Source organism: Pedococcus bigeumensis (assembly GCF_006438965.1).
Classification (GTDB): Bacteria; Actinomycetota; Actinomycetes; order Actinomycetales; family Dermatophilaceae; genus Pedococcus; species Pedococcus bigeumensis_A.
This window is the reverse complement of the sequence record NZ_RCZM01000005.1, coordinates 467886-487954: the sequence shown is the minus strand read 5'-3', so window position 1 is coordinate 487954 and position 20069 is coordinate 467886. Positions and strand designations below refer to the sequence as shown.

Below are 20069 nucleotides of genomic sequence, written 5' to 3'. Positions count from 1 at the left end.
CGGCCCCGTGGCCGCGCACGGCACCGTGCATTTGCAGGTCGCCGGCAGGGGCGGTGTCCCCGCGTCAGGGGTGTCCGCGGTTGTGGTCAACGTGACCGTCACCGCCGCCAAGAGTGCCGGGTTCCTCACCGTCTACCCCGACGGGTCGACCATGCCCACCGCGTCGAACCTGAACTTCGCGGCTGGTCAGACCATCCCCAACCTGGTCATCGCTAAAGTCGGCGCCAACGGGCGGATTGCCTTGACCAACGGCGCCTCCGGCACCGTTCAGGTCATCGCCGACATCGCCGGCTACTACGTCGGCGCAACACGAATGACGTGGAGTCCGCCGACTCCGATCGCGCCCAGGCATGGCCAGCCCAACTCGGTGTCCTGCGCCAGCACCACATTCTGTGTGGCGGTCGACGGGACCGGGAATGCTCTCAGGTTCAACGGCACCACCTGGAGCGCACCTGCCCAGATCGATGCCAGTGGCGGGCTCGTCTCGGTGTCTTGCCCGACCAGCACGTTCTGTGTGGCGGTCGATGACGCCGGGAATGCTCTCAGGTTCAACGGCACCACCTGGAGCGCACCTACCCAGATCGATGCCAGTGGCGGGCTCGTCTCGGTGTCTTGCCCGACCAGCACGTTCTGTGTGGCGGTCGATGACGCCGGGAATGCCCTCAGGTTCAACGGCACCACGTGGAGCGCACCGGCAAGCGTCGACGGCGGTGACGGTTTTGCCTCAGTGTCCTGCTCAGGCAGCACGTTCTGCGTTGCCGTCGACTGGGTTGGGAATGCTTTCAGGTTCAACGGCACCACGTGGAGCGCACCCGCGAGCATCGATGACGCCTATCTGAACGTCTCGGTGTCCTGCCCCAGCAGCACGTTCTGTGTGGCGGTCGATGACGCCGGGAATGCCCTCAGGTTCAACGGCACCACCTGGAGCGCACCTACGCAGATCGATGCCGGTGGCGGGCTCGTCGCGGTGTCCTGCCCCACCAGCACATCCTGCACTGCCGTCGATGTCGCCGGGAATGCCCTGAGATTCAACGGCACCACGTGGGGGGCACCCGTGAGCGTCGACGCCAGTGGCGGTCGGCTTACCTCGGTGTCCTGCCCCACCAGCACGTTCTGCGCCGCTATTGACGATTCCGGCCACGAGCTGAGGTTCAGTGGCAGTGGGTGGTCGACGCCGCAAGCAGTCGATCCCGACGTCGGCGACTCCCTTTCGGTGTCCTGCCCGACGAGTATGTTCTGCGCCGCCGTGGACGGCGGTGGAAATGTGGTCACATTCAACGGGACCGCTTGGTCCACGCCCACCGCGGTCGACCCCGGCGGTTTCCTCGGCTCGGTGTCCTGCCCGACGAGTACGTTCTGCGCCGCCGTGGACGGCGGCGGAAAGGTGGTCACGTTCAACGGGACCTCTTGGTCCGCACCTAATACCGTCGACTCCGGAAGCCTTATCTCGGTGTCCTGCCCGACCGCTTCGTTTTGTGTCGCGGGCGATGACTCAGGGCACGTGGTCAGGTTCAACGGATCGACGTGGGCGGCGCCCACTAACGTCGTCGGTGCCGCGTCGTCGGTCGAATCAGTCTCTTGCCCGACTTCCTCCTTCTGTGTCGCTCTCGACAGTGACGGGAGAGCGGCAACTTTCAACGGCAGCACTTGGACGGCGCCTGTGACAATTGACCCCAGCGGGTCGTGGCCGGCTTCGGTGTCTTGTCCGACGGTTTCGTTCTGCGCAGCGGTCAACAACTCTGGAACTGCGGTCAGCTTCAACGGGACGACTTGGACCGCACCTGCGCCTGTGGACGGTCCCGGGTATGGCCTGGCCTCGATCTCATGCCCGACCGCCTCATTCTGTGCCGCGGTCGACGGTCTCGGGTATGCGGTCACGTTCGACGGGACCACCTGGGCCGACCCGATTAGCATCGACACCGGCACCTCTTCGTATTCGGTGTCCTGCCCGACCGACTCGTTCTGTGTCATGGTCGACGGGTACGGTCGGGCGGTTGTCGGTCGAACCTGAAGCGTCGGAATTTGAGGTACTGGGTGATCCCGCGGCGTGTCCAGAGCCTTCGAACCTTCGCCTAGCTGCCGATATTGACGTCGCGACTGCTTCCACGTGCGCCGACAGACGGTAGCTCCACCCGGTAGGCGGGACAGGCCTCAACACGCCCTATCTGGGCGGCCGGGGCCGCCCATAGTGGGCGGTATGCAGCACCTCCGGCGCGGCCGCCGTCTCAAGTGAATCGGCCGGGCTGTGCTCCCTTGGAGAGGTCGGGGCGGGAGGACGCTCTGCCCTCAATCTGCCCTCACCAGCACCGGAATCAACCGGGATCGTCCACAGTGGACTCGAGGCCGATCGGCACTGTTTGTGCAGGTCAGGCCCATGTACGCCGAAAGACCGCAATGCTTCGAAGAGCCCGTCAACGTTCCGCGCCTAATCCGTAAACCGTCCGCGCCGGTGGGACCATCCGCCCGTTCCCGAGGCGGCCACCGGGGTAAGCGCCATCACCCGCGACAAGGGGGACGGCGGACCGCTTCTCCCGGTGGCGGGTTGGCCCTGCCGCCGCGGTGCGCCACGCCCGGGCGGGCTCAACAATGGGCTCAAAAAGTCCTGCCGCGCAGCAAGTCGGTAACGATCCGACAACACTCGCTTGGCGGCGACTCTAGCCGTCTGCAAGGTCCTGACCTGCGACGATGCGCCTTGAGGGCATCGATTAGGTCGGGCAGAGTCGTGACCAGTCGCCGTTCGCGAATTGCTACGGATCAGAAGGTTAGGGGTTCGAATCCCTTCGGGCGCACTCTGTGTTGAGACAGAAACCAGCAGCCCCGCGCCGTCCACACGGCTCGGGGCTGTTGTGCTGCCAGACGGCGGCGGGTTGCCTCCTGGGGCGCGGCTCTCAGCGACCGCCCGGCTCAGCGACGGCAGTGCCCCCTCCGGCGGGAGGGGGCACTGCCTCGGTCGACGTGGGGCTCCCCTGATGGCGCCCAGACATCGCCGTTTGGCTTGGTCCCCTGAGCCACGCTGTTGGACCCGGACGTTCGCCATCGAGCTGGCGTGCGGGGTCCGGGCAGGCCGGCTCGATGGTAACTGTGTGGGGTGCCGTTGCACACCCACGGAAGGGGGGCCGTTCGTCGTGGAGTCCGCCTCGTCCCTTCGGCGCGACCTCCGGCCGGCAGCGTGAAGGTGCGGGGTGGCGGTGGCCGGGCTTTGTAGCCTGTAGCCATGAGTGAGTTGAGTCCACCCGCGAACCCTGCGAGAACTCTGTCCGCAGAGGAACGCGAGGACCTGGTTCGGTTGTTGCGGCGGGGTTCGTGGCGTCCGTTCGGAGGCCTGCGGGAGGAGTAGCCCGCACCACCAAGGACACCCGAGCGCGCGCGACGAGGGGGTGATGACGAAGCTCCTGTCAGCCCTTTCCGCCAGTCTGAGGGGGCGTACCGTCGATGCCAGGCCGATCTGGGGCACGCAGGAGCGGTGTCCTCCACTCCCGCCACTGCTAGTCGTCGGCCAGGGGCGGCCGCCGCCGGGGCAACAGCGAGCGGCCGCCCACCATGGTCTTGTCGGTATCAGTGTGCTGCTGGCGGAAGCCGGCCCGGGTCGGCAGTGGGCCAGCTCTCGGGGTCGGGGCCGAGCAGGCCGAGCTCCTCGACCTGCTCGCGAGACCACTTCGAGACGGGGCGGCGACCCCCCATGACCTCGGCGGCGAAGCTCGTCCACGGCACCCACTCGGCCGCACCGACCTCGTCCGGGTCCAGGTCCAGGTCGGACCGGTCCACCACCGCCGTGAACACCGGGCACCACTCGTTCTCGACCGTCCCAGCCATCTCCGCGACATACCTGAACTCCGGCAGAACCAGGCGCGGCCTCGCCACGACGACACCGAGCTCCTGACGGGCACGGCGTCGGACGGCCTCGTCCAGGGCCTCACCCGGGGCGGGGTGGCCGCACACGGAGTTGGTCCACACCCCGGGGAAGGTCGCCTTCGTGACCGACCGCTGCGTGACGAGCAGGGCCCCGTCCGGGTCGAAGAGGTATGCCGAGAAGGCCAGGTGGAGGGGTGTCGCCGAGTGGTGTACGTCTGCCTTCGGGGCGGTCCCGGCCGCCTGGCCGTCCGCGTCGAGGAGGACGACGAGCTCGGTCATGCCGACCGCCCCAGCTCGTTGACGGCGGCCGAGAACACCCAGGGCGCCGCGGCCGCGAGCGGCACCAACCCACGGCGAACCACCCGCGGCCGGGTGGCGTGCAGCAGTCCCTGGGTGAGCAGTGAGCACCGCCAGGTCGCTGCCAGCCAGCTCCGCTCGTAGTCGCGGGGTCGGTTGGCCACCACTGCGGCCACTGCAGCGCGGGCCTGCGCCAACCCGAGGGAGATGCCCTCACCCGTCAACGCGTCCACGTAGCCACTGGCGTCGCCCACCAGCAGCACACGGCCGGCGGTCCGACGGTGGCTGCGCTGCCGCAATGGGCCTGCACCCTGCACGGGCGAGATCGGCTGGGCGTCGGTCAGGCGTTCCACCAGGGCACCGAACTGCTCGAGGTGCTCGGTGAATGGTCGGCGCTGTCGGCTGAGGACCGCCACCCCCACGACATCGCTGCTGACGGGCGTGACGTAGGCCTCGGCATCCTCACCCCAGAGGACGTCGACGTGCCGTGACCACGGAGGCAGCCGGAAGTGCTGGCGGAGCCCGTACCTCCCAGCGCCACCCGTCGGGCGGTCCAGCCCCAGCTCTCGCCGGGTCCAGGAGTGCAACCCGTCTGCGGCGACGACATATCGAGCTCGCTCTGGCCGCTGGCCCGCACCACCGGGCAGCCGGGTGGCCAGCTCGACACCGTCGTCGCCCTGGCGAAGCCCGGTCACGACCAGGGGAAGGACCACTACTCCGGCCTCCGTGACGGCCCTTGAGAGCCTGCTGTGGAGCTCGGTGCGGCGGACCCCGCGGCCCGGCCCGTCGGCGAAATCCGCGACCGCGCTTCGCGTGGATGACAGGTACCGGATGCCGTGGAAGGCGTGGCCGACCGGGTGCACGCCGAGGTCAGCCAGGGCAGCCAGCCCGCCAGGCATCAGCCCCTCGCCGCAGGCCTTGTCCACTGGCCCGGGGCGCGGCTCGAGGACGTGCACCGTGAGCCCCTGCCGCGCTGCATACAGGGCGGTGGCCAGCCCCACGGGGCCGCCGCCGACGACGAGCAGGTCGACGCTCACGAGGAGCTACCAGAGAGTCCGAGGGCGCCCTCTTCAACGCGGATCCGCACCCACAGCAACAGGAGGTTGAGAACGGTGAAGGCGACCGCTGTGACGTATGCCGTGTGGACGAGAGGCAGCGCCGCGCCCTCGATCACGACGGCCACGTAGTTGGGGTGGCGCAGCAGACGGTAAGGGCCGTTGCCCACGAGCGGCGCGCCCGGCACCACGATCACGCGGGTGTTCCACTGCGGACCCAGCGTCGCGATGCACCACCAACGCAGCCCCTGTGCGAGCACGACGAGGGCGACCATCGGGTAGCCCAGCAGTGGAAGAAACGGCCGGTCGGCGGCGATGACCTCGATCACGCCGCCCGCGAGCAGGGCGGTGTGCAGGAGCACCATGACGGGGAAGTGGCCGCGGCCCGACTCCACCGCACCCCGGGCAAAGGCCCACGCAGCGTGACGCCTGGACACCACCATCTCGGCGAGTCTCTCGAGACCCACTGCGGCGACGAAGGCTGTGAACAACACCTGTGAGGTGGTCATGACCGTGCTCAGCCCCCGGCCCGGAGCAACACCATCTCGAGGCAGAATCCCGGACCCATGGCCAGCAGGACGCCGTGGGAGCCGGGTCGGGGCGGGCGTTCGCGCAGGGTGTCTGCGAGGACGTGGAGGACGGACGCGGACGACAGGTTGCCGATCCGGTCGAGCGAGTCCCACGTCAACCCGAGCGCGTCGCGGGACACCTCGAGCGCGTCGCCCATCGCCTCGAGGACCTTCGGCCCCCCGGGATGCGCAACCCAGAAGCCGATGTCGGCCCGGGTGAGCCCGTGCGCGGCGAGGAAGGCGTCGATGTCTCCACCGAGGTTGGCCCGCACCAGCTCTGGTACCTCCACGCCGAGGACGATCCGCAACCCGGACGCCCCGACGTCCCACCCCATGGCGCGCTCGCTGTCGGGATACATCCGGCTCTTGGTGGCCAACACCCGGATGTCGTGGCCGGCGTCGTCGCCAACCTCGGTCGCCCGGTCCTCGCCGAGCATGACCACTGCGGCGGCGCCGTCGCCGAACAGCCCACTGGCGACGAGGTTGGCGGTGGAGGTGTCGTCACGCTGGACGGTCAGGCTGCACAGCTCCGCCGACATGAGGACGGCGACGTCGCCGGGATTGCCCCGCAGGTGGTCATGGATGCGAGCCACGCCGGCCGCTCCCGCGACACACCCCAGCCCAACAATCGGCAGGCGCTTGACGTCCTCACGGAGTCCGACTCGCGCTGCGACCCGGGCATCCAACGAGGGGACCGCCAACCCCGTGACCGTCGTCGAGACCAGCAGGTCGACGTTGCTGGGGGTGAGGTCGGCTTCCTTGAGTGCATCGACCACCGCCTGGGATCCGAGGTCGACCGCCGCCGTGATGAAGGCGTCGTTGGCCTCCCCGAAGTCGCGCAAGGCGGCATACCGGTCCAGCGGCAGCGCGAGGTGACGGTGGCTCACGCCGGCGTTGGCGTGGACCCGCTCGAGCAGGAGCCGATCCACACCGTGCGCCCCCAGCACGGTCGCGAAAGCAGCCGTGACCTCGTGTTGGGCGTAGCGGTGCTCCGGCAGGGCCCCGGCGACTGACACGATGCGGCTCACGAGGAGAGCGTATGCACATGGCGCTGGCGGCCTTCACCCGATGGGTGGCGGACCTAGGGTGGGGCGGTGCCCACCGAGCCCGCGTCTGCGCCGCCTCGAGCGCGGGTCGCTGCACTCGTCCGGTCCTGTCACCCGGGTCCGACCGGTGCCGTCACCGTTCTGACGGCGTTGCTCGCGGCCGCCCTGGGGCACGGACTCCGGTCCGGCCTGGTCGTCACGGCCGCAGTGTTCGCAGGGCAGCTCACGATCGGCTGGTCCAACGACCTCATCGACGCCGCCCGGGACCGGGCCGTGGCGCGCACCGACAAGCCACTCGCGCGCGGCGAACTCTCCGAAGCGTTGGTACGCGGGGCGATCGGCGTTGCCGGTGTGGCCTGCCTCGTCCTGTCCTTCGCTTGCGGGTGGCGATCTGCTGTCATCCACCTCGGCCTGGGTGTGGCGGCCGGCTGGGCGTACAACCTCGGCCTCAAGCGCACCGTCTGGTCCGCCCTGCCGTATGCCGTGGCGTTCGGTGCCCTACCGGCCGTGGTGTCGCTCGCGTCGCCAGGTCGGTCGCTGCCGCCGGCCTGGATGGTCGCGACGGGGGCGGTGCTCGGCGTGGGGGCCCACCTGCTCAACGCTTTGCCGGATCTGGCCGATGACGCCATGACGGGGGTGCGAGGCCTACCCCAGCGGCTCGGCGCGGCCCGGGTGCGCGTGGTGGCCCCGGTCGTGCTGCTCGCCGGTTCCGTCGTCGCGACACTGGGTCCGGGCGGCGTCGTGCCGGTTGCGGCATGGATTGGCCTGGCCGGCTGCGCGGTTCTCGCCGCCGTGGCGGTGACGGGTCGCGGCCGGGGACCGTTCGCCGCGGCCATCGGAATCGCCCTGGTCGACGTGGCCGTGCTCGTCCTGCGCTGACCGCTGTGACCTCCGCCAAGGCGGCCGCGCTCGGTCGCTGCCGACCGGCATACCCAACGCGTCAGGTCTTGCGGCGCGCCCCGAGTGCGACGACGACCCCGACCAGGGCCACGAACGGTCCGATGACCGCCCAGACGCGGACCCCACTCATGCCGCTCCCACCCAGGATGTCGAGGCCCTGCAGGGTCCAGACGATTCCGACGAGGACGAGCACGACACCGATGACGAGCGAGACGCGACGGTTCACGCGCTGAGCCTACGTCGTGGTGGCTGCCGAGTTAGTCGGCTCGCGTCGTGGCGAGGTGGGCGCGCAGTGCCACGTAGACCTTGCGAACACCGATCGCGCGTTGCAGGTCGTCCTGGATCCGGCTGAAGAACTCGCGCCGGTAGTTCTGGTCGATCACGGCCTGGACGGTGAAGTAGAGACCGGCGAACGCCGACAGGAAGACCGCCACGGAGAACAGCTCGTCCGAGATCAGGTGCAGGGGGCCCGTGTAGTGCGGCGGAGCCCCCACCCAGGTGGTGATGACGCTGGGTCGGATGGCGATCGACCCGAACACCACGAAGAAGCCGAAGACGATCACGACCAGCGACAGCATCTGGATCGCCTGCGCGATGAAGAGCATCAGCATGAGGTTGCGTCGCTGGAGCTTCGGCAGCCGGATGCCGGCCACCTCGGTCGCGAGGTGGGGCTCGGCGAGGATCTCGCGGGCTGCGGACGCGACAGGAGTGCCCTTGCAGGTGGCCACGAGCTGCTCACCTTCCACCTCGACGCCGACGCACTCGATCTCGCTGGCGAACGAGGGCGCGAGGAAGGCGACGGCCAGCAGCGCGAAGATGCCGACGCAGGCCCACAGCAGGGGCGGGGGCAAGGCCGCAGAGACCTGCCACACCTCGGTGTTGATGAACAGGAAGGTGATGAACAGCAACAGGAACGGCAGCGCCCGGGTTGCGAGAGGTCCGATCAGCGACCGGTTCTCCCAGGCGTGGGCCAGGGCCCAGCGGCCGATCCGACCGACCCGGAAGACCCGGATCGCGCGCCCCAGCGCGATGGCGGCCGCGACGACGAGACCCATGGCCACGGCCGCACCGGCGGCGGCGCCGAGGTTGAGCGTGACGACGGTGACGACGACGGCCGGGATGAGGGCGATGAGCGCCCACAGCCCGATCACGCGCGGGGCCAGGGCACGCTGGATCGTCTCGTGGCCGGACTCGACGAAGTAGGGCAGCCCGTGGTCGTCGAACCAGCTCTCGCACTTGGCGATGTCGTTCGTGGTCAGCACGGGGCCAGCCTCTCAGGCGGCTGCGGGCCGGCCGTCACACCACGCAGAACTCGTTGCCCTCGGGGTCCCGCAACGTCATGGCGTAGTGGTCGGCACCCTCCGGCGCGTTGACGTAGGCCACCGTCGCACCGAGGGCGACCAACCGCTCCACCTCCGCGTCCACGCTCGCCTTGCGCTCGGCATACGGCATCGCCTCGCGACCCGGCGTGTGCCGGATGTCCAGGTGGAGGCGGTTCTTCCCGCTCTTGGCTTCGGGCACTTCCTGGAACCAGATGCGCGGTCGCACGCCGTCGGGGTCGATGATGGCGCCGCTGCCTTCGTCGGCGCCTTCGAGCTCATCCTCGGGTATGCCGGCGGCACGCCAGTAGGCGAGCCACGAGTCCCAGCCCTCCGGGGCCGGCTCGGGGACGTAGCCCAGGGCCTCGCACCAGAAGGCCACGAGCCGGGCGGAGTCGGAACAGTCGACGGCGAGCTGCCAGGTGGGCGTCATGGCGCGGAGTCTTCCACCAGGGTCTGTCACCCGCTGATCGTCAGGCGCGCCCGGTCATTCGGCGGGTTCGAGCGCCGCGGTGAAGCGTGACGCCCACTGGGCGAGCGCAGCCCGGAGCTCGGGAGTCGCCACCTCGAGGGTGAACGGGGCCTCCAGGACGCCGAGCCCGAAGGCAGCCCACTGCGGGTTCACGGCATCCATCTCGACCCGGCAGGTGTGGTCGTCCACAGATGTCACCGTCGCCCAGCGGCCGGTGCGAGGCTCGACGTCGGCCGCGGGCGCCTGCACCAGGGCGCGAACGACCGCACGGGTCTCGTTGCGGGACAGGCCTTTCCGCACGTATGCCGCCGCGTCACCTCCCGGGACCTCGCGCGCCCGGAAGCGTGACCGGGTCCCGAACGGCTCGGTGAGGCGGTCCAGCCGGAACGAGCGCCAGTCCTGCCGGTCCAGGTCGTAGCCCAGCAGGTACCAGCGCCGTCCGACCGTGACCAGGCGGTGCGGCTCGACGTGACGCCGGACGTCCTCACCGGCGACCTGCCCGCCGCGGGCGCGGTAGGTGAACCGGATGCGCTCGCAGTCACGCGTCGCCTGGGCCACTGCGGCGAGGACTTCGGCGTGGACCGCCGGAGCCTCGGAGAACGGCGAGTCGTCGGTGACTGCGCGCAACGCCTCGGCCCGGCGGCGCAGCTTGGGTGGCAGCACCTGGACGACCTTGGACAGGGCGCTGACCGACGCCTCCGACAACGCGCCGGACGTCAGCTGGGCGGCGCCGTTGAGCGCCACCACCATGGCGATCGCCTCGTCCTCGTCCACCGTCAGCGGCGGCATCGTGGCGCCGGCGCCCAGCTGGTAGCCGCCCTCGACACCACGCACCGAGTCGACGGGATAGCCGAGCTCGCGCAGTCGCTCGACGTCGCGGCGCAGCGTGCGTTCGGAGACCTCGAGGCGGTCGGCCAGCTCCGGGCCACCCCAGAACCGGTGGGTCTGGAGCAGGGAGAGCAGGCGCAGGGTCCGTGAGCTGGTGTTGGCCATGGGTCCAGAGTGCACCATAAAGCGGACAGAAAGTGACCGGAAGCCCTCCTAGCGTGGTTGGTGACAGGAGATCCCGAACCAGCGTCAGGAGAAGGACATGACCACCACCCTCGAGGCCACCCACGAAGGGGAGCCCACGGCATACCCGCCGGTCGAGACCCAGCCCGCACCGCAGGAGGAAGTGGTCATCGCGCGCAGTGCGCTGCCCGTCGGTCGGGCGCGGACCATCGCCCTGATGAGCCTGTTCCTCGCGTCGACGATGGAGCTGCTCGACACGACCATCGTCAACGTCGCGCTGCCGACCATCGAAACCGGCCTGCGCGCCAGTGCCGCGCAGCTCCAGTGGATGGTTGCGGCCTACCCGCTGGCGTTCGCCGTCGGCCTGGTCACCGGCTCGCGGCTCGGTGACCTGTTCGGCCGCAAGCGGGTCTTCGTCTTCGGGCTCGTAGGGTTCACGCTGATGTCGGCGGCCTGCGGGTTCGCGCCGAACGCCGAGACACTCGTGGGCTTCCGCGCGCTCCAGGGTTTCGCCGCCGCGGCGATGATCCCGCAGGTGCTGTCCAGCCTGCAGGTGATGTACGCACCGCACGAGCGGGCCAAGGCGATGGGACTGTTCACCGGTCTCGCCGGGCTGTCGGCGGTGCTCGGCCCGGTCATCGGCGCCCTGCTGACCGAGGCCGACCTCGGTGGCCTCGGGTGGCGCTCGATCTTCCTCGTCAACGTCCCGTTCGGTGTGCTGGCGATCCTGGCCGCCCTGCGGTGGGTGCCGGAATCCATTGCGGCACAGCGCCCGCGGATCGACCTCGGCTCGGTCAGCGTGCTCGCGGTGGGTCTGCTCGCGATCCTCTACCCGCTGACGATGGGACGCGAGCTTGGCTGGCCGGTCTGGGTGTATGCCGCGATGGCTGCCGGTTTCGTGGTGCTCGGCTTCTTCGCCCGGTCGCAGGTCCGCTCCGAGCGGGCTGGGCGTGAGCCGCTGGTGGCGCTGACGCTCTACCGGGGTCGGGCGTTCGCGGCAGGCTCGGCGATGAACTCATTGCTGTTCATGGCGATGGGCTCCTACTTCCTGTGCCAGACGATCTACCTGCAGGCGGGCCTCGGCTGGTCGGTGCTGCGGGCGGGACTGGCCGGTGTGCCCTTCGCGCTGACGACGACCGTCTTCGCAGGGCTCGGTGTCGCGGTGCTGGCGCCGAAGATCGGCCGCACGGTGCTCCAGATCGGAGCGGTGACCTGGGCCGTCGGCGCGGTGCTCATCGGGATCAGCGTCCACTCGGCCGATGCCTCGACCTCACTCTGGTCCTTCCTGCCGGGGTTCATCGTGGCCGGCGCCGGCTTCGGTCTGATGGTGTCGCCGATCGGGGTGTTCACCCTGGCCGACGTGCCGGTCGAGAAGGCAGGCTCGGCCTCGGGTCTGTTCAGCACGACCGGCCAGCTGGCCGGGGCTGCCGGTGTCGCGGTCGTGGGTTCGCTGTTCTTCTCCGTGGTCGACGCGCACGCCTCGCGGGTGCCGGCGGAGATGTTCCGGCCCGGGATGGAGGCCGCGCTCGCCGTGCTCGTGGGCCTGATGGTCGTGGCCGCCGTGGTGGCCCGCCAGCTGCCGGCCACGATGAGCGCCCCGCCGGAGGGTGCGCCCACCCACTGACTACCGGGCGCCCGGTCGAGTGGCCACGACACGCTGACGCGAAGCCATCGCGCCCAGCGTGTCGCGGCCGTTCGTCTGGCTGCCTGTGGACAGTCCCGAATGTCGCATCGGCCCGCGCACCACAGTGGACCGATGTCCCTGCGCTGGCTGCCAGCCGATCTCCTCACCGGCCCGTTCACCCTCGACGTGGCGCGTGGAGCGGGGGTGCCGCAGTGGCGGCTGCGCGACGCGGCGTTGCACATTCCCACGAGGTCGGTCCGGTCCGCGGCTCCCGTCGAGGACGTCTTCGCCCGAGCGACCGCGTTTCGCGCGGCCCTGCCTGACGACATCGCGTTCAGCCACGTCACCGCCGCTCAGCTGTGGGGCCTGGCCCTGCCTGACGTGGTCGCCGCTCAGACCGAGCTGGACGTCCTCCGCGTCACGCACCGCAACCGGATCCGCAGGACGGGCTGCAACGGCCACCGAGGACTCGAGGCTCGGGGGACGGCCATCCGACTCGGGCTTCCGCTCACTGGTCTCGTGGATACGTGGGTCGACCTTGGTGAGGTGCTCGATCGAGGCCTCTTCAGAGATGACCTCGTCGTAGTGGGGGATGAGGTCGCCACCCGGCTCGCTGGGCCGCCCGATCCGGGGTCAGACCTGCCCGACTGGTCAATCGGGCCGGTTCTGTTGCGGCAGGCACTGTCGCGCCGGGTGCGGCCCCGCGGTGGTGTGGTGCTGGGGTCGGCGCTCGAGCTCGTCCGGGCGCCCGTGCGTTCGCCGATGGAGACCAGGGCGCGCTTGATGTTCGTTCGTGCTGGTTTCCCGGAGCCGATGGTGAACCGGGATGTGCACGGACGCGATGGACAGTGGCTGCTGGAAGGAGACCTCGTGTGGGAGGCCCAGCGCGTGGTCGGGGAGTACCAGGGCCGCGACCATGCATCGATCCGACAGCGCAGCTACGACGCGGACCGCAGGGCAGTGGCCGACGACGAGGACTGGACCGTTCTCGAGATCTATGCCGCGGACGTCTACCAACCGGGGCGCCGGATCGCGTGCCTGCGCAGGTTCGCCCGAGCGCTCGACCTCGACCCTGCGGGCTTGGAGATCCGCTGATCCTCAGTCGAGTGGCCACGACACGCTGACGTGCGCCCGACGTCCCCAGCGTGTCGTGGCCACTCGACTGGCTAGGTGGCTAGGTGGCTAGGCATGCGCCGTGAGCAGGTAGCCGAGCCAGACGGCCGGAAGGCCCAGGCCGAGGGTCAGGATCAGGTTGGCAGCAAAGGGTTTCCACGCCCGCTCCTCCAGGAACACCCACGCCTCGAAGGCCAGCGTGGAGAACGTCGTCAGCGCGCCGCAGAAACCTATGCCCACCAACGGCATCAGCCAGCTGGCCGGATGTGGGACCCCTGCGACGAGACCCAGCACGAACGACCCCACGACGTTGACGACGAGCGTCCCGAGGATCGTCCCGGCCCGGGTGTGCTCGCGCGCCCACCGGTCGATGACGAAGCGCAGGGGAGCTCCCAGCGCCGCCCCCACCGCGACGAGCAGCACCGACGAGACGCTCATCGACGAGCCACCCACGGTCGCCTCCCGAAGGCGCGCTCGCCGAGGCTGATGCCCAGCCCCACCGCCACCAGCCCCACGACCAACGACCCCAGGAGGTATGCCGCGGCGACCAGTCCGTGCCCCGCCTGCACCATCGTGTGGAGGTCCAGGGCGTACGACGAGAAGGTGGTCCAGCCGCCCAGCACGCCCACTCCGAGGAACGGTCGCAGCCAGGGGTGGGGCGCCGCCATCGACAGCACCCAGACCACCAGCACCCCCATCGCGAACGACCCCGTCACGTTGACGACGAAGGTCGACCACACGAACGACCCAGCCGGGTGCGGCAGGGCCAGCCCCACGGCATACCGGCCGAGGGAACCCAGCACGCCGCCCGCGGCGACAGCCCCGAGCAGCCCAGCGTCACCCGCCCGGACGACGCGCATCAGGCGCGCTTGGTCTCCAGGAAGTCCGCGATCCGCCCGATCGCCTCGGTGAGGACCTCGATGTCGGGCAGCGTCACGAGCCGGAAGTGGTCTGGCTCGAACCAGTTGAAGCCGGTGCCGTGGGTGACGAGGATCTTCTTGGCCCGCAGCAGCTCGATGACGAACTCCTGGTCGTCCCCGATCGGGTAGACCTCCGGGTCCAGGCGTGGGAAGCAGTAGAGGGCACCGTGCGGCTCGACACAGCTGACGCCCGGGATCTCGTTGAGCAGCCGCCACGCGGTCTTGCTCTGCTCGTAGAACCGGCCACCGGGGTGGATGTACTCCTCGATCGACTGGTAGCCGCCGAGCGCGGTCTGGATCGCGTGCTGGCCCGGGACGTTGGCACACATCCGCATGTTGGCCAGCAGGGTCAGCCCCTCGAGGAAGTCCGCCGCGAGGTCCTTCGGTCCGGACACCATGACCCAGCCGGCGCGGTAGCCGCAGACCCGGTAGGCCTTGGACAGCCCACTGAAGGTCAGGCAGAGCACGTCGTCGCCGGCGAAGGTCGCGGTGTGGTGGTGCACCGGCTGGATGACGTCGTCGGCGAACAGGATCTTCTCGTAGATCTCGTCGGACATCAGGACCAGGTTGTGCCGCCGGGCGATGTCGGCCATGCCGCGCACGATCGCGTCGCTGTAGACGGCACCGGTCGGGTTGTTGGGGTTGATGACGACCAGGGCGTGGGTGTTCTCGGTGATCTTGGACTCGATGTCGGCGAGGTCCGGGTTCCAGCCGTTGGACTCGTCGCAGCGGTAGTGGACGGGTGTCCCGCCGGCCAGGGTCACGGCACCGGTCCACAGCGGGTAGTCCGGGGCCGGGATGAGGATCTCGTTGCCGTCGTCGACGAACGCCGTGAGCACCATCGAGATCAGCTCGGAGACACCGTTGCCGATGTAGACGTCGTCGACGTGCGTGTCGGTCAGCCCGCGCGACTGGTAGTAGTGCGCGACGGCGGTCCGGGCGGAGTAGATGCCGCGCGAGTCGCTGTAGCCCTGCGAGTTGGGCAGGTGGTGGACCATGTCCTGCAGGATCGCCTGGGGTGCCTCGAAGCCGAACGGCGCCGGGTTGCCGATGTTGAGCTTGAGGATCTTGTGTCCCTCGGCCTCGAGGCGCTGTGCCTCCTCGAGGATGGGCCCGCGCACGTCGTAGCGGACCTGGTGCAGCTTGCGGGACTGAGTGATTCGGCGCACGGGTGCAGTCTCTCAGGCGAGGTGTGCCGCGTGCCCGCCGCCACGCGCGCGTCCCACGCCCCGGGACGTGGGAGGATCGGCTCTCGTGACCAGCACCCACTCTGCGGGCCGTAAGGGCTGGCTCCCCCTCGCTGTCGGCGCCCTCGGAGTCGTCTTCGGTGACATCGGGACCAGCCCGCTCTACGCGATCCAGACCGTCTTCTCCATCGACCACAACATGGTCAAGACCACCCCGGGGGACGTCTACGGCGTCATCTCGCTGGTCTTCTGGTCGATCGCGGTGGTCGTCTCGGTCAAGTACGTCATGTTCATCCTGCGAGCCGACAACGACGGTGAGGGCGGCGTCATGGCCCTCGCGGCGCTGTCGCGCAACGCGGTGCGCACCAACGGGAAGCGCTATGCCCTCGTCATGGTCCTCGGGGTTCTCGGGGCATCGCTCTTCTACGGTGACAGCGTCATCACCCCGGCCATCTCCGTGATGTCCGCCATCGAGGGCCTCTCGGTCCCGGCACCTGGACTCGACCACCTCGTCGTGCCGCTCGGTGCCGTGATCATCACCGTCCTGTTCGTCGTCCAGCGGTACGGGACGCACCTGGTCGGGCGGTTCTTCGGGCCGGTCATGGTGCTCTGGTTCGCGGTCCTCGGCGTGCTCGGGCTGGGTCAGGTGGTCCGCGACCCGGCCATCCTCAAGGGGCTCTCGCCCTCCTACGCCGTGCTGTTCTTCGTCGAGCACCCCTACATCGCCTTCGTCGCGATGGGTGCCGTCGTCCTGTCGATCACCGGTGCCGAGGCGCTCTACGCGGACATGGGGCACTTCGGCAGGTCACCCATCCGCCGCGCCTGGTTCATCGTCGTGTTCCCCTGCCTGACCCTCAACTACCTCGGCCAGGGCGCGCTGCTGCTCGACGACCCGGCGGCGGCCCGCAGCCCGTTCTTCCTGCTCGCCCCGGACTGGGCGCGGATCCCGCTGGTGGTGCTTGCGACCCTGGCGACGGTCATTGCCTCGCAGGCCGTGATCTCGGGCGCCTACTCGGTGTCGCGCCAGGCCGAGCGGCTGGGCTACCTGCCCCGTCTCACGGTGCGGCACACCTCGGTCCACGAGCGGGGCCAGATCTACGTGCCGGCCGTCAACTGGTCCCTGTTCGCCGGCGTGATCGTGCTGCTCGTGACGTTCCGCTCGTCCGAGCGGTTGGCCACGGCCTACGGCCTCGCCGTGACGGGGACGTTCCTCATCACCACCACGCTGTTCCTCATCCTCGCCGAGTCGGCCTGGGGCTGGAAGCGGTGGCAGCTGGCCCTCATCGGGGTCCCCCTCGCCGTCCTCGAGCTCACGTACTTCGCGGCCAACCTCACCAAGGTGGCCCATGGCGGTTGGCTCCCCCTGCTCATTGCCCTGGTCGTGGCCACGGTCATGCTCACCTGGCAGCGGGGCCGCACCATGGTCACCGAGCGACGGACCGCCATGGAAGGCCCGTTGGCGCCGTTCATCGACTGGTTGCACACCGATCCGGTGACCCAGGTGCCCGGGACCGCGGTCTTCCTGCACCCGGACAAGACGACGACGCCACTGGCCCTGCGCGAGAACGCCATGTTCAACCACGTGATCCACGAGACGGTGCTGATCGTCTCGACCGTCTCGGCCAACGTGCCGCACATCGCGGACGAGGATCGCGTCGAGCTGGACCACCTCGGCGATCCATACGACGCGATCACCCACCTCACGTTGAACTTCGGCTTCCAGGAGGACCAGGACGTGCCGGCCGCCCTGGCCCTCGCCCGAGCCCAGGGCCTCATCGACGTCGACCCCGGCGAGGCCTACTACTTCCTGTCGAGGATCAGCCTGCAGCGCGGGAGCGCCCCCGGCATGACGACCTGGCGCAAGCGGATCTTCCTCGGCCTGGCCCACAACGCCGCGTCGCCCACCGAGTACTTCCGCCTCCCCGAGGACCGGACCGTCGCGATGGGGGCCACGGTCGCGCTCTAGGCAGGCGTCGGGTTCGGCCCCTCCTCGATGACGTCAATGGGCGTCGATGGCGACCGTGGTCACCACACTCGTGACGCTCGGCGTGCTCGGCGTCGAGCTGAAACCGAACCGGCACGGCGGGTCGACGTCGGCCAGCGTCCCCAGCGTGACGCCCCGCCACGAACCGGCCAGGCTGGTCAGGGAGTGCAGGTCGGTCGCGCCGTACCACTCGCGGCGTCCCTCCAGCGCGACTCCCCGGGTCCGCACCCCGCGCAGCGCGACCCGCGCGACCGGGTCGACCAGGCCGGCCCACCTCGTGCTGGTGGCGACGGGACGGGGGACGGCGCGCAACAGCCAGCCCAGCGGCATACGGGACCCGAGGCGCAGGTATGCCGCGAGGTGGCCTTCCGCGTGCACGTCCCAGCCGTCGCGGGCGACGCCGACCGAGACCGGCGTCGTGCAGACCTCGTCGAACTCGTAGGTCTGGGTGACGAACTCGGCGACGTCGTCGCTCGGCGCGAGCAGGGTGCGGTGACCTGAGGCGTCCTCGACCATCACGTCGGCGAACGGGCCGAACGGTGACTCGACCCATCGCCCCACGACGAAGCGCACGCCACTGCTCGAACCCGCTCCCGCGATGGCGCCGCAGAAGCGCAACCGCTGTCCCGGCGCCACGAGGGTCAGTGGGTCGGCTTGGTGAAGGCCAGGGCCGCGACGACGCCGAGGAGCAGGACGGCCGCCGGAAGCAGCAGGGTCTGCGACATCGCGGAGGCGAACCCGTCGGCGATCTGTGGCGGGAGCTTCACGCCCGCGGTTCGCTGCGACATGTCCTGCGGGACGCCGGGCAGGTTGGCCGTCAGGCGTGCCTCGATGAGGGCAGCAATGGCTGCGCTGCCGAGCACCGCCCCGATCTGCCGGGTCGTGTTGTAGATCCCGGAACCCGCGCCGGCCGACGCCATCGGGAGGTTGCGCGTGGCGGTGGCGGCCAGGGGTGCCCACATGAAGGCGTTCGCGACGCCCATCAGCCCCATCGGGACCAGGAGCAGCCAGATCGGGCTGTCCGTCGTCGTCACCATGCTCAGCAGGAACAACGAGGCCGAGCAGAGGGCCAGACCGAACGCCGTGATGGTCCGCGGGTGCATGCGGTCGATGAGGCGGCCCACGACGGGGGAGAGCGCGCCTGCGAGGACCGCCATCGGCACGAGCAGCAGAGCCGACTTGGTCGGGGTCAGGCCGCGGACGACCTGCGCGTAGAGCATGAACGGGAAGGCCATTGCCGTGATGGCGAAGCCGACCGCGGCGATGGCGAGGTTGGACAGCGAGAAGTTGCGGTCCCGGAACAGGCCGAGCGGCACGAGCGGCTCCGTCTTGATCCGGCTCTGCCAGAAGATGAACAGCCCGAAGACGACGATGCCCGCGACGATAAGCAGCGGCACCGAGAGAATCCCGTTGATGGTGCCCCAGTTGTAGGTCTCGCCCTCCTGGATCCCGAACACGATCAGGAACATGCCAACGGCCGAAAGGCCCACGCCGATCCAGTCGAAGGAGTGGCTGTGCGTCGGGAGCTTGGGCACGAGGCGCGCGGCGAACACGAAGGCGATGATGCCGACGGGGATGTTGATGAAGAAGATCCACTCCCAGCCGGGGCCGTCGACGAGCAGGCCGCCGACAAGCGGCCCGACAAGGATCGCCACGCCAGCGGTGGCTCCCCACAGGGACATCGCCTGGCCGCGCGAGGCCGCCGGGAAGGTGCGCGTGATGACGGCCATGGTCTGCGGCGTCATCAGGGAGGCGCCGACGCCCTGGACGATGCGGGCGATGATGAGCATCTCGATCGAGCCGGTGAGGCCGCACCAGAGCGAGGCCAGCGTGAACAGGGCCAGCCCACTCAGGTAGACGTACTTAGGCCCGATGCGGTCGCCGAGGCGGCCGGTGATCAGCAGCGGCACGGCATACGCGAGCAGGTAGGCGGAGGTGACCCAGATGACGGCGTTCACGTCGGAGTCCAGGCCCTTCATGATCGCGGGAGTCGCGACCGACACGATCGTCGAGTCGACGAGGATCATGAAGAACCCGATCACCATGGCCCAGAGGGCCGGCCAGGGCCGGTAGTCCGTGGGGAGGTCAGTCTTCAGGGCTGTGGGTGCGGCCATGGGAGGTCGCCTTTCTCGAGTCGGGTGATGAAACCGTTGATCCAGTCCTGCTGGGCCACGGTCATGTGGCGGATGTAGTCGGCGGTGATCCAGTAGGCCTCGGCGACCTCGCGCGCCCTGGCCTTGTCGACCAGGCAGTCGATGTCGGCGAGCTCGCCCTCGATGACCTTGAGGTGGTCGCGCAGGTCGGCGCAGACGGCGCTGGCCGGCGCGTTGTGGGCCTCGGCCAGGGCCAGGGCGAAGCTGGGGAACTCGTTGACGGGCTCGCGCAGGATCTCGCGGATCCGCTCGACCAGGGACGAGCGACCGAGGTCGGTGATGGCGTAGGTCGTGCGCTCCGGACGGTTGCCCTCGCGAGCCGTGCCGGTTGCCTCGGCCAGGCCGTCCTGGGTGAGCCGGTCGACGGTCCGGTAGAGCGAGCCGGGGGTGACCCGGACGATGCGATCCTCGTGGCGTTCCAGCAGGAGCTGGTACATCTCGTAGGGGTGCATGGCGCGCTCGTTGAGCAGCGCCAGCGCCGAGATGGCCAGGGGGGAGAGCGGCATCCGTGCTTTCCAGATCGTTCCGGGTGAAATATTCCACGCGGAATATAGGACCGTCCTCGCG

19 protein-coding genes are annotated in these 20069 nt (G+C 69.6%); 5 read left to right on the top strand and 14 right to left on the bottom strand.

Annotated elements, in window-relative coordinates; genetic code table 11:
- On the top strand, positions 1-2011 hold a 2011-nt coding region (locus EAH86_RS20665; RefSeq protein ID WP_206665856.1), incomplete at its 5' end, for a hypothetical protein.
- A 1544-nt stretch (positions 2012-3555) separates the two neighbouring features.
- On the opposite strand, the gene idi is transcribed toward EAH86_RS20665, so the two are convergent.
- The 4 genes from idi to EAH86_RS16365 are packed head-to-tail and all read right to left on the bottom strand — an operon-like array spanning position 3556 to position 6801.
- On the bottom strand, positions 3556-4131 hold the full coding sequence (gene idi, locus EAH86_RS16380) for an isopentenyl-diphosphate Delta-isomerase (protein WP_140742651.1): 576 nt from the start codon (positions 4129-4131) through the stop codon (positions 3556-3558).
- Positions 4128-5186: an NAD(P)/FAD-dependent oxidoreductase gene (locus EAH86_RS16375; protein WP_140742649.1), complete on the bottom strand. Its 1059-nt coding sequence runs from the start codon at positions 5184-5186 to the stop codon at positions 4128-4130. The genes idi and EAH86_RS16375 overlap by 4 nt, the downstream gene beginning before the upstream one ends.
- A complete protein-coding gene (locus EAH86_RS16370) occupies positions 5183-5713 on the bottom strand; it encodes an isoprenylcysteine carboxyl methyltransferase family protein (protein WP_140742647.1) in 531 nt (176 codons plus the stop codon). Before EAH86_RS16370 ends, EAH86_RS16375 begins: the two co-directional genes overlap by 4 nt.
- 8 nt (positions 5714-5721) lie before the next feature.
- Positions 5722-6801, bottom strand: coding sequence for a type III polyketide synthase (locus EAH86_RS16365; protein ID WP_140742645.1), 1080 nt, complete (start codon positions 6799-6801; stop codon positions 5722-5724).
- A 66-nt stretch (positions 6802-6867) separates the two neighbouring features.
- On the opposite strand from EAH86_RS16365, the gene EAH86_RS16360 reads away from it, so the two are divergent.
- On the top strand, positions 6868-7698 hold the full coding sequence (locus tag EAH86_RS16360) for a UbiA family prenyltransferase (protein ID WP_140742643.1): 831 nt from the start codon (positions 6868-6870) through the stop codon (positions 7696-7698).
- Between the two features lie 61 nt (positions 7699-7759).
- Here EAH86_RS16360 and EAH86_RS16355 read toward each other — a convergent pair whose 3' ends face one another.
- From EAH86_RS16355 to EAH86_RS16340, 4 genes are read right to left on the bottom strand one after another with little or no spacing between them, the layout of a single operon-like run.
- Positions 7760-7945 (bottom strand): hypothetical protein, encoded by a 186-nt coding sequence (locus tag EAH86_RS16355; protein WP_140742641.1) that lies wholly within the window; start codon positions 7943-7945, stop codon positions 7760-7762.
- A 31-nt stretch (positions 7946-7976) separates the two neighbouring features.
- Complete coding sequence (locus EAH86_RS16350) at positions 7977-8981, bottom strand: hypothetical protein (RefSeq protein ID WP_140742639.1); 1005 nt, start codon at positions 8979-8981, stop codon at positions 7977-7979.
- A gap of 34 nt (positions 8982-9015) precedes the next feature.
- Positions 9016-9471, bottom strand: a complete 456-nt coding sequence (locus tag EAH86_RS16345; protein WP_140742637.1) for a VOC family protein — start codon at positions 9469-9471, stop codon at positions 9016-9018.
- A 54-nt stretch (positions 9472-9525) separates the two neighbouring features.
- Entirely contained in the window at positions 9526-10503 is a 978-nt protein-coding gene (locus tag EAH86_RS16340) for a helix-turn-helix transcriptional regulator (RefSeq protein WP_140742635.1), read from the bottom strand.
- Positions 10504-10600: 97 nt separating this feature from the next.
- Here EAH86_RS16340 and EAH86_RS16335 point away from each other — a divergent pair, with 97 nt between their 5' ends.
- Positions 10601-12145: an MFS transporter gene (locus tag EAH86_RS16335; protein WP_140742633.1), complete on the top strand. Its 1545-nt coding sequence runs from the start codon at positions 10601-10603 to the stop codon at positions 12143-12145.
- A 132-nt stretch (positions 12146-12277) separates the two neighbouring features.
- The gene (locus tag EAH86_RS16330; RefSeq protein WP_140742631.1) at positions 12278-13240 is read left to right on the top strand and encodes a hypothetical protein; all 963 of its coding nucleotides are present in this window, start codon (positions 12278-12280) and stop codon (positions 13238-13240) included.
- Between the two features lie 87 nt (positions 13241-13327).
- Here EAH86_RS16330 and EAH86_RS16325 read toward each other — a convergent pair whose 3' ends face one another.
- From EAH86_RS16325 to EAH86_RS16315, 3 genes are read right to left on the bottom strand one after another with little or no spacing between them, the layout of a single operon-like run.
- Positions 13328-13696, bottom strand: coding sequence for a fluoride efflux transporter FluC (locus tag EAH86_RS16325; protein ID WP_140742629.1), 369 nt, complete (start codon positions 13694-13696; stop codon positions 13328-13330).
- Positions 13693-14118, bottom strand: coding sequence for a fluoride efflux transporter FluC (locus EAH86_RS16320; protein WP_206665855.1), 426 nt, complete (start codon positions 14116-14118; stop codon positions 13693-13695). Before EAH86_RS16320 ends, EAH86_RS16325 begins: the two co-directional genes overlap by 4 nt.
- On the bottom strand, positions 14118-15347 hold the full coding sequence (locus EAH86_RS16315; RefSeq protein ID WP_140742627.1) for a pyridoxal phosphate-dependent aminotransferase: 1230 nt from the start codon (positions 15345-15347) through the stop codon (positions 14118-14120). The genes EAH86_RS16320 and EAH86_RS16315 overlap by 1 nt, the downstream gene beginning before the upstream one ends.
- A gap of 85 nt (positions 15348-15432) precedes the next feature.
- On the opposite strand from EAH86_RS16315, the gene EAH86_RS16310 reads away from it, so the two are divergent.
- A complete protein-coding gene (locus EAH86_RS16310) occupies positions 15433-17331 on the top strand; it encodes a potassium transporter Kup (protein WP_206665854.1) in 1899 nt (632 codons plus the stop codon).
- A 33-nt stretch (positions 17332-17364) separates the two neighbouring features.
- Here EAH86_RS16310 and EAH86_RS16305 read toward each other — a convergent pair whose 3' ends face one another.
- From EAH86_RS16305 to EAH86_RS16295, 3 genes are read right to left on the bottom strand one after another with little or no spacing between them, the layout of a single operon-like run.
- A complete protein-coding gene (locus EAH86_RS16305) occupies positions 17365-17985 on the bottom strand; it encodes a hypothetical protein (protein WP_140742623.1) in 621 nt (206 codons plus the stop codon).
- 5 nt (positions 17986-17990) lie between these two features.
- Positions 17991-19463, bottom strand: coding sequence for a DHA2 family efflux MFS transporter permease subunit (locus tag EAH86_RS16300; RefSeq protein WP_140742621.1), 1473 nt, complete (start codon positions 19461-19463; stop codon positions 17991-17993).
- Positions 19442-20008, bottom strand: a complete 567-nt coding sequence (locus EAH86_RS16295; RefSeq protein ID WP_140742619.1) for a PadR family transcriptional regulator — start codon at positions 20006-20008, stop codon at positions 19442-19444. Before EAH86_RS16295 ends, EAH86_RS16300 begins: the two co-directional genes overlap by 22 nt.
- Positions 20009-20069 lie beyond the last annotated feature (61 nt).

Coding starts and splice junctions, on each gene's coding strand:
- idi (WP_140742651.1), bottom strand. CDS start 4,131: ATGACCGAGCTCGTCGTCCTCCTCGACGCGGACGGCCAGGCGGCCGGG.
- EAH86_RS16370 (WP_140742647.1), bottom strand. CDS start 5,713: ATGACCACCTCACAGGTGTTGTTCACAGCCTTCGTCGCCGCAGTGGGT.
- EAH86_RS16345 (WP_140742637.1), bottom strand. CDS start 9,471: ATGACGCCCACCTGGCAGCTCGCCGTCGACTGTTCCGACTCCGCCCGG.
- EAH86_RS16340 (WP_140742635.1), bottom strand. CDS start 10,503: ATGGCCAACACCAGCTCACGGACCCTGCGCCTGCTCTCCCTGCTCCAG.
- EAH86_RS16335 (WP_140742633.1), top strand. CDS start 10,601: ATGACCACCACCCTCGAGGCCACCCACGAAGGGGAGCCCACGGCATAC.
- EAH86_RS16330 (WP_140742631.1), top strand. CDS start 12,278: ATGTCCCTGCGCTGGCTGCCAGCCGATCTCCTCACCGGCCCGTTCACC.
- EAH86_RS16325 (WP_140742629.1), bottom strand. CDS start 13,696: ATGAGCGTCTCGTCGGTGCTGCTCGTCGCGGTGGGGGCGGCGCTGGGA.
- EAH86_RS16320 (WP_206665855.1), bottom strand. CDS start 14,118: ATGCGCGTCGTCCGGGCGGGTGACGCTGGGCTGCTCGGGGCTGTCGCC.
- EAH86_RS16300 (WP_140742621.1), bottom strand. CDS start 19,463: ATGGCCGCACCCACAGCCCTGAAGACTGACCTCCCCACGGACTACCGG.
- EAH86_RS16295 (WP_140742619.1), bottom strand. CDS start 20,008: ATGCCGCTCTCCCCCCTGGCCATCTCGGCGCTGGCGCTGCTCAACGAG.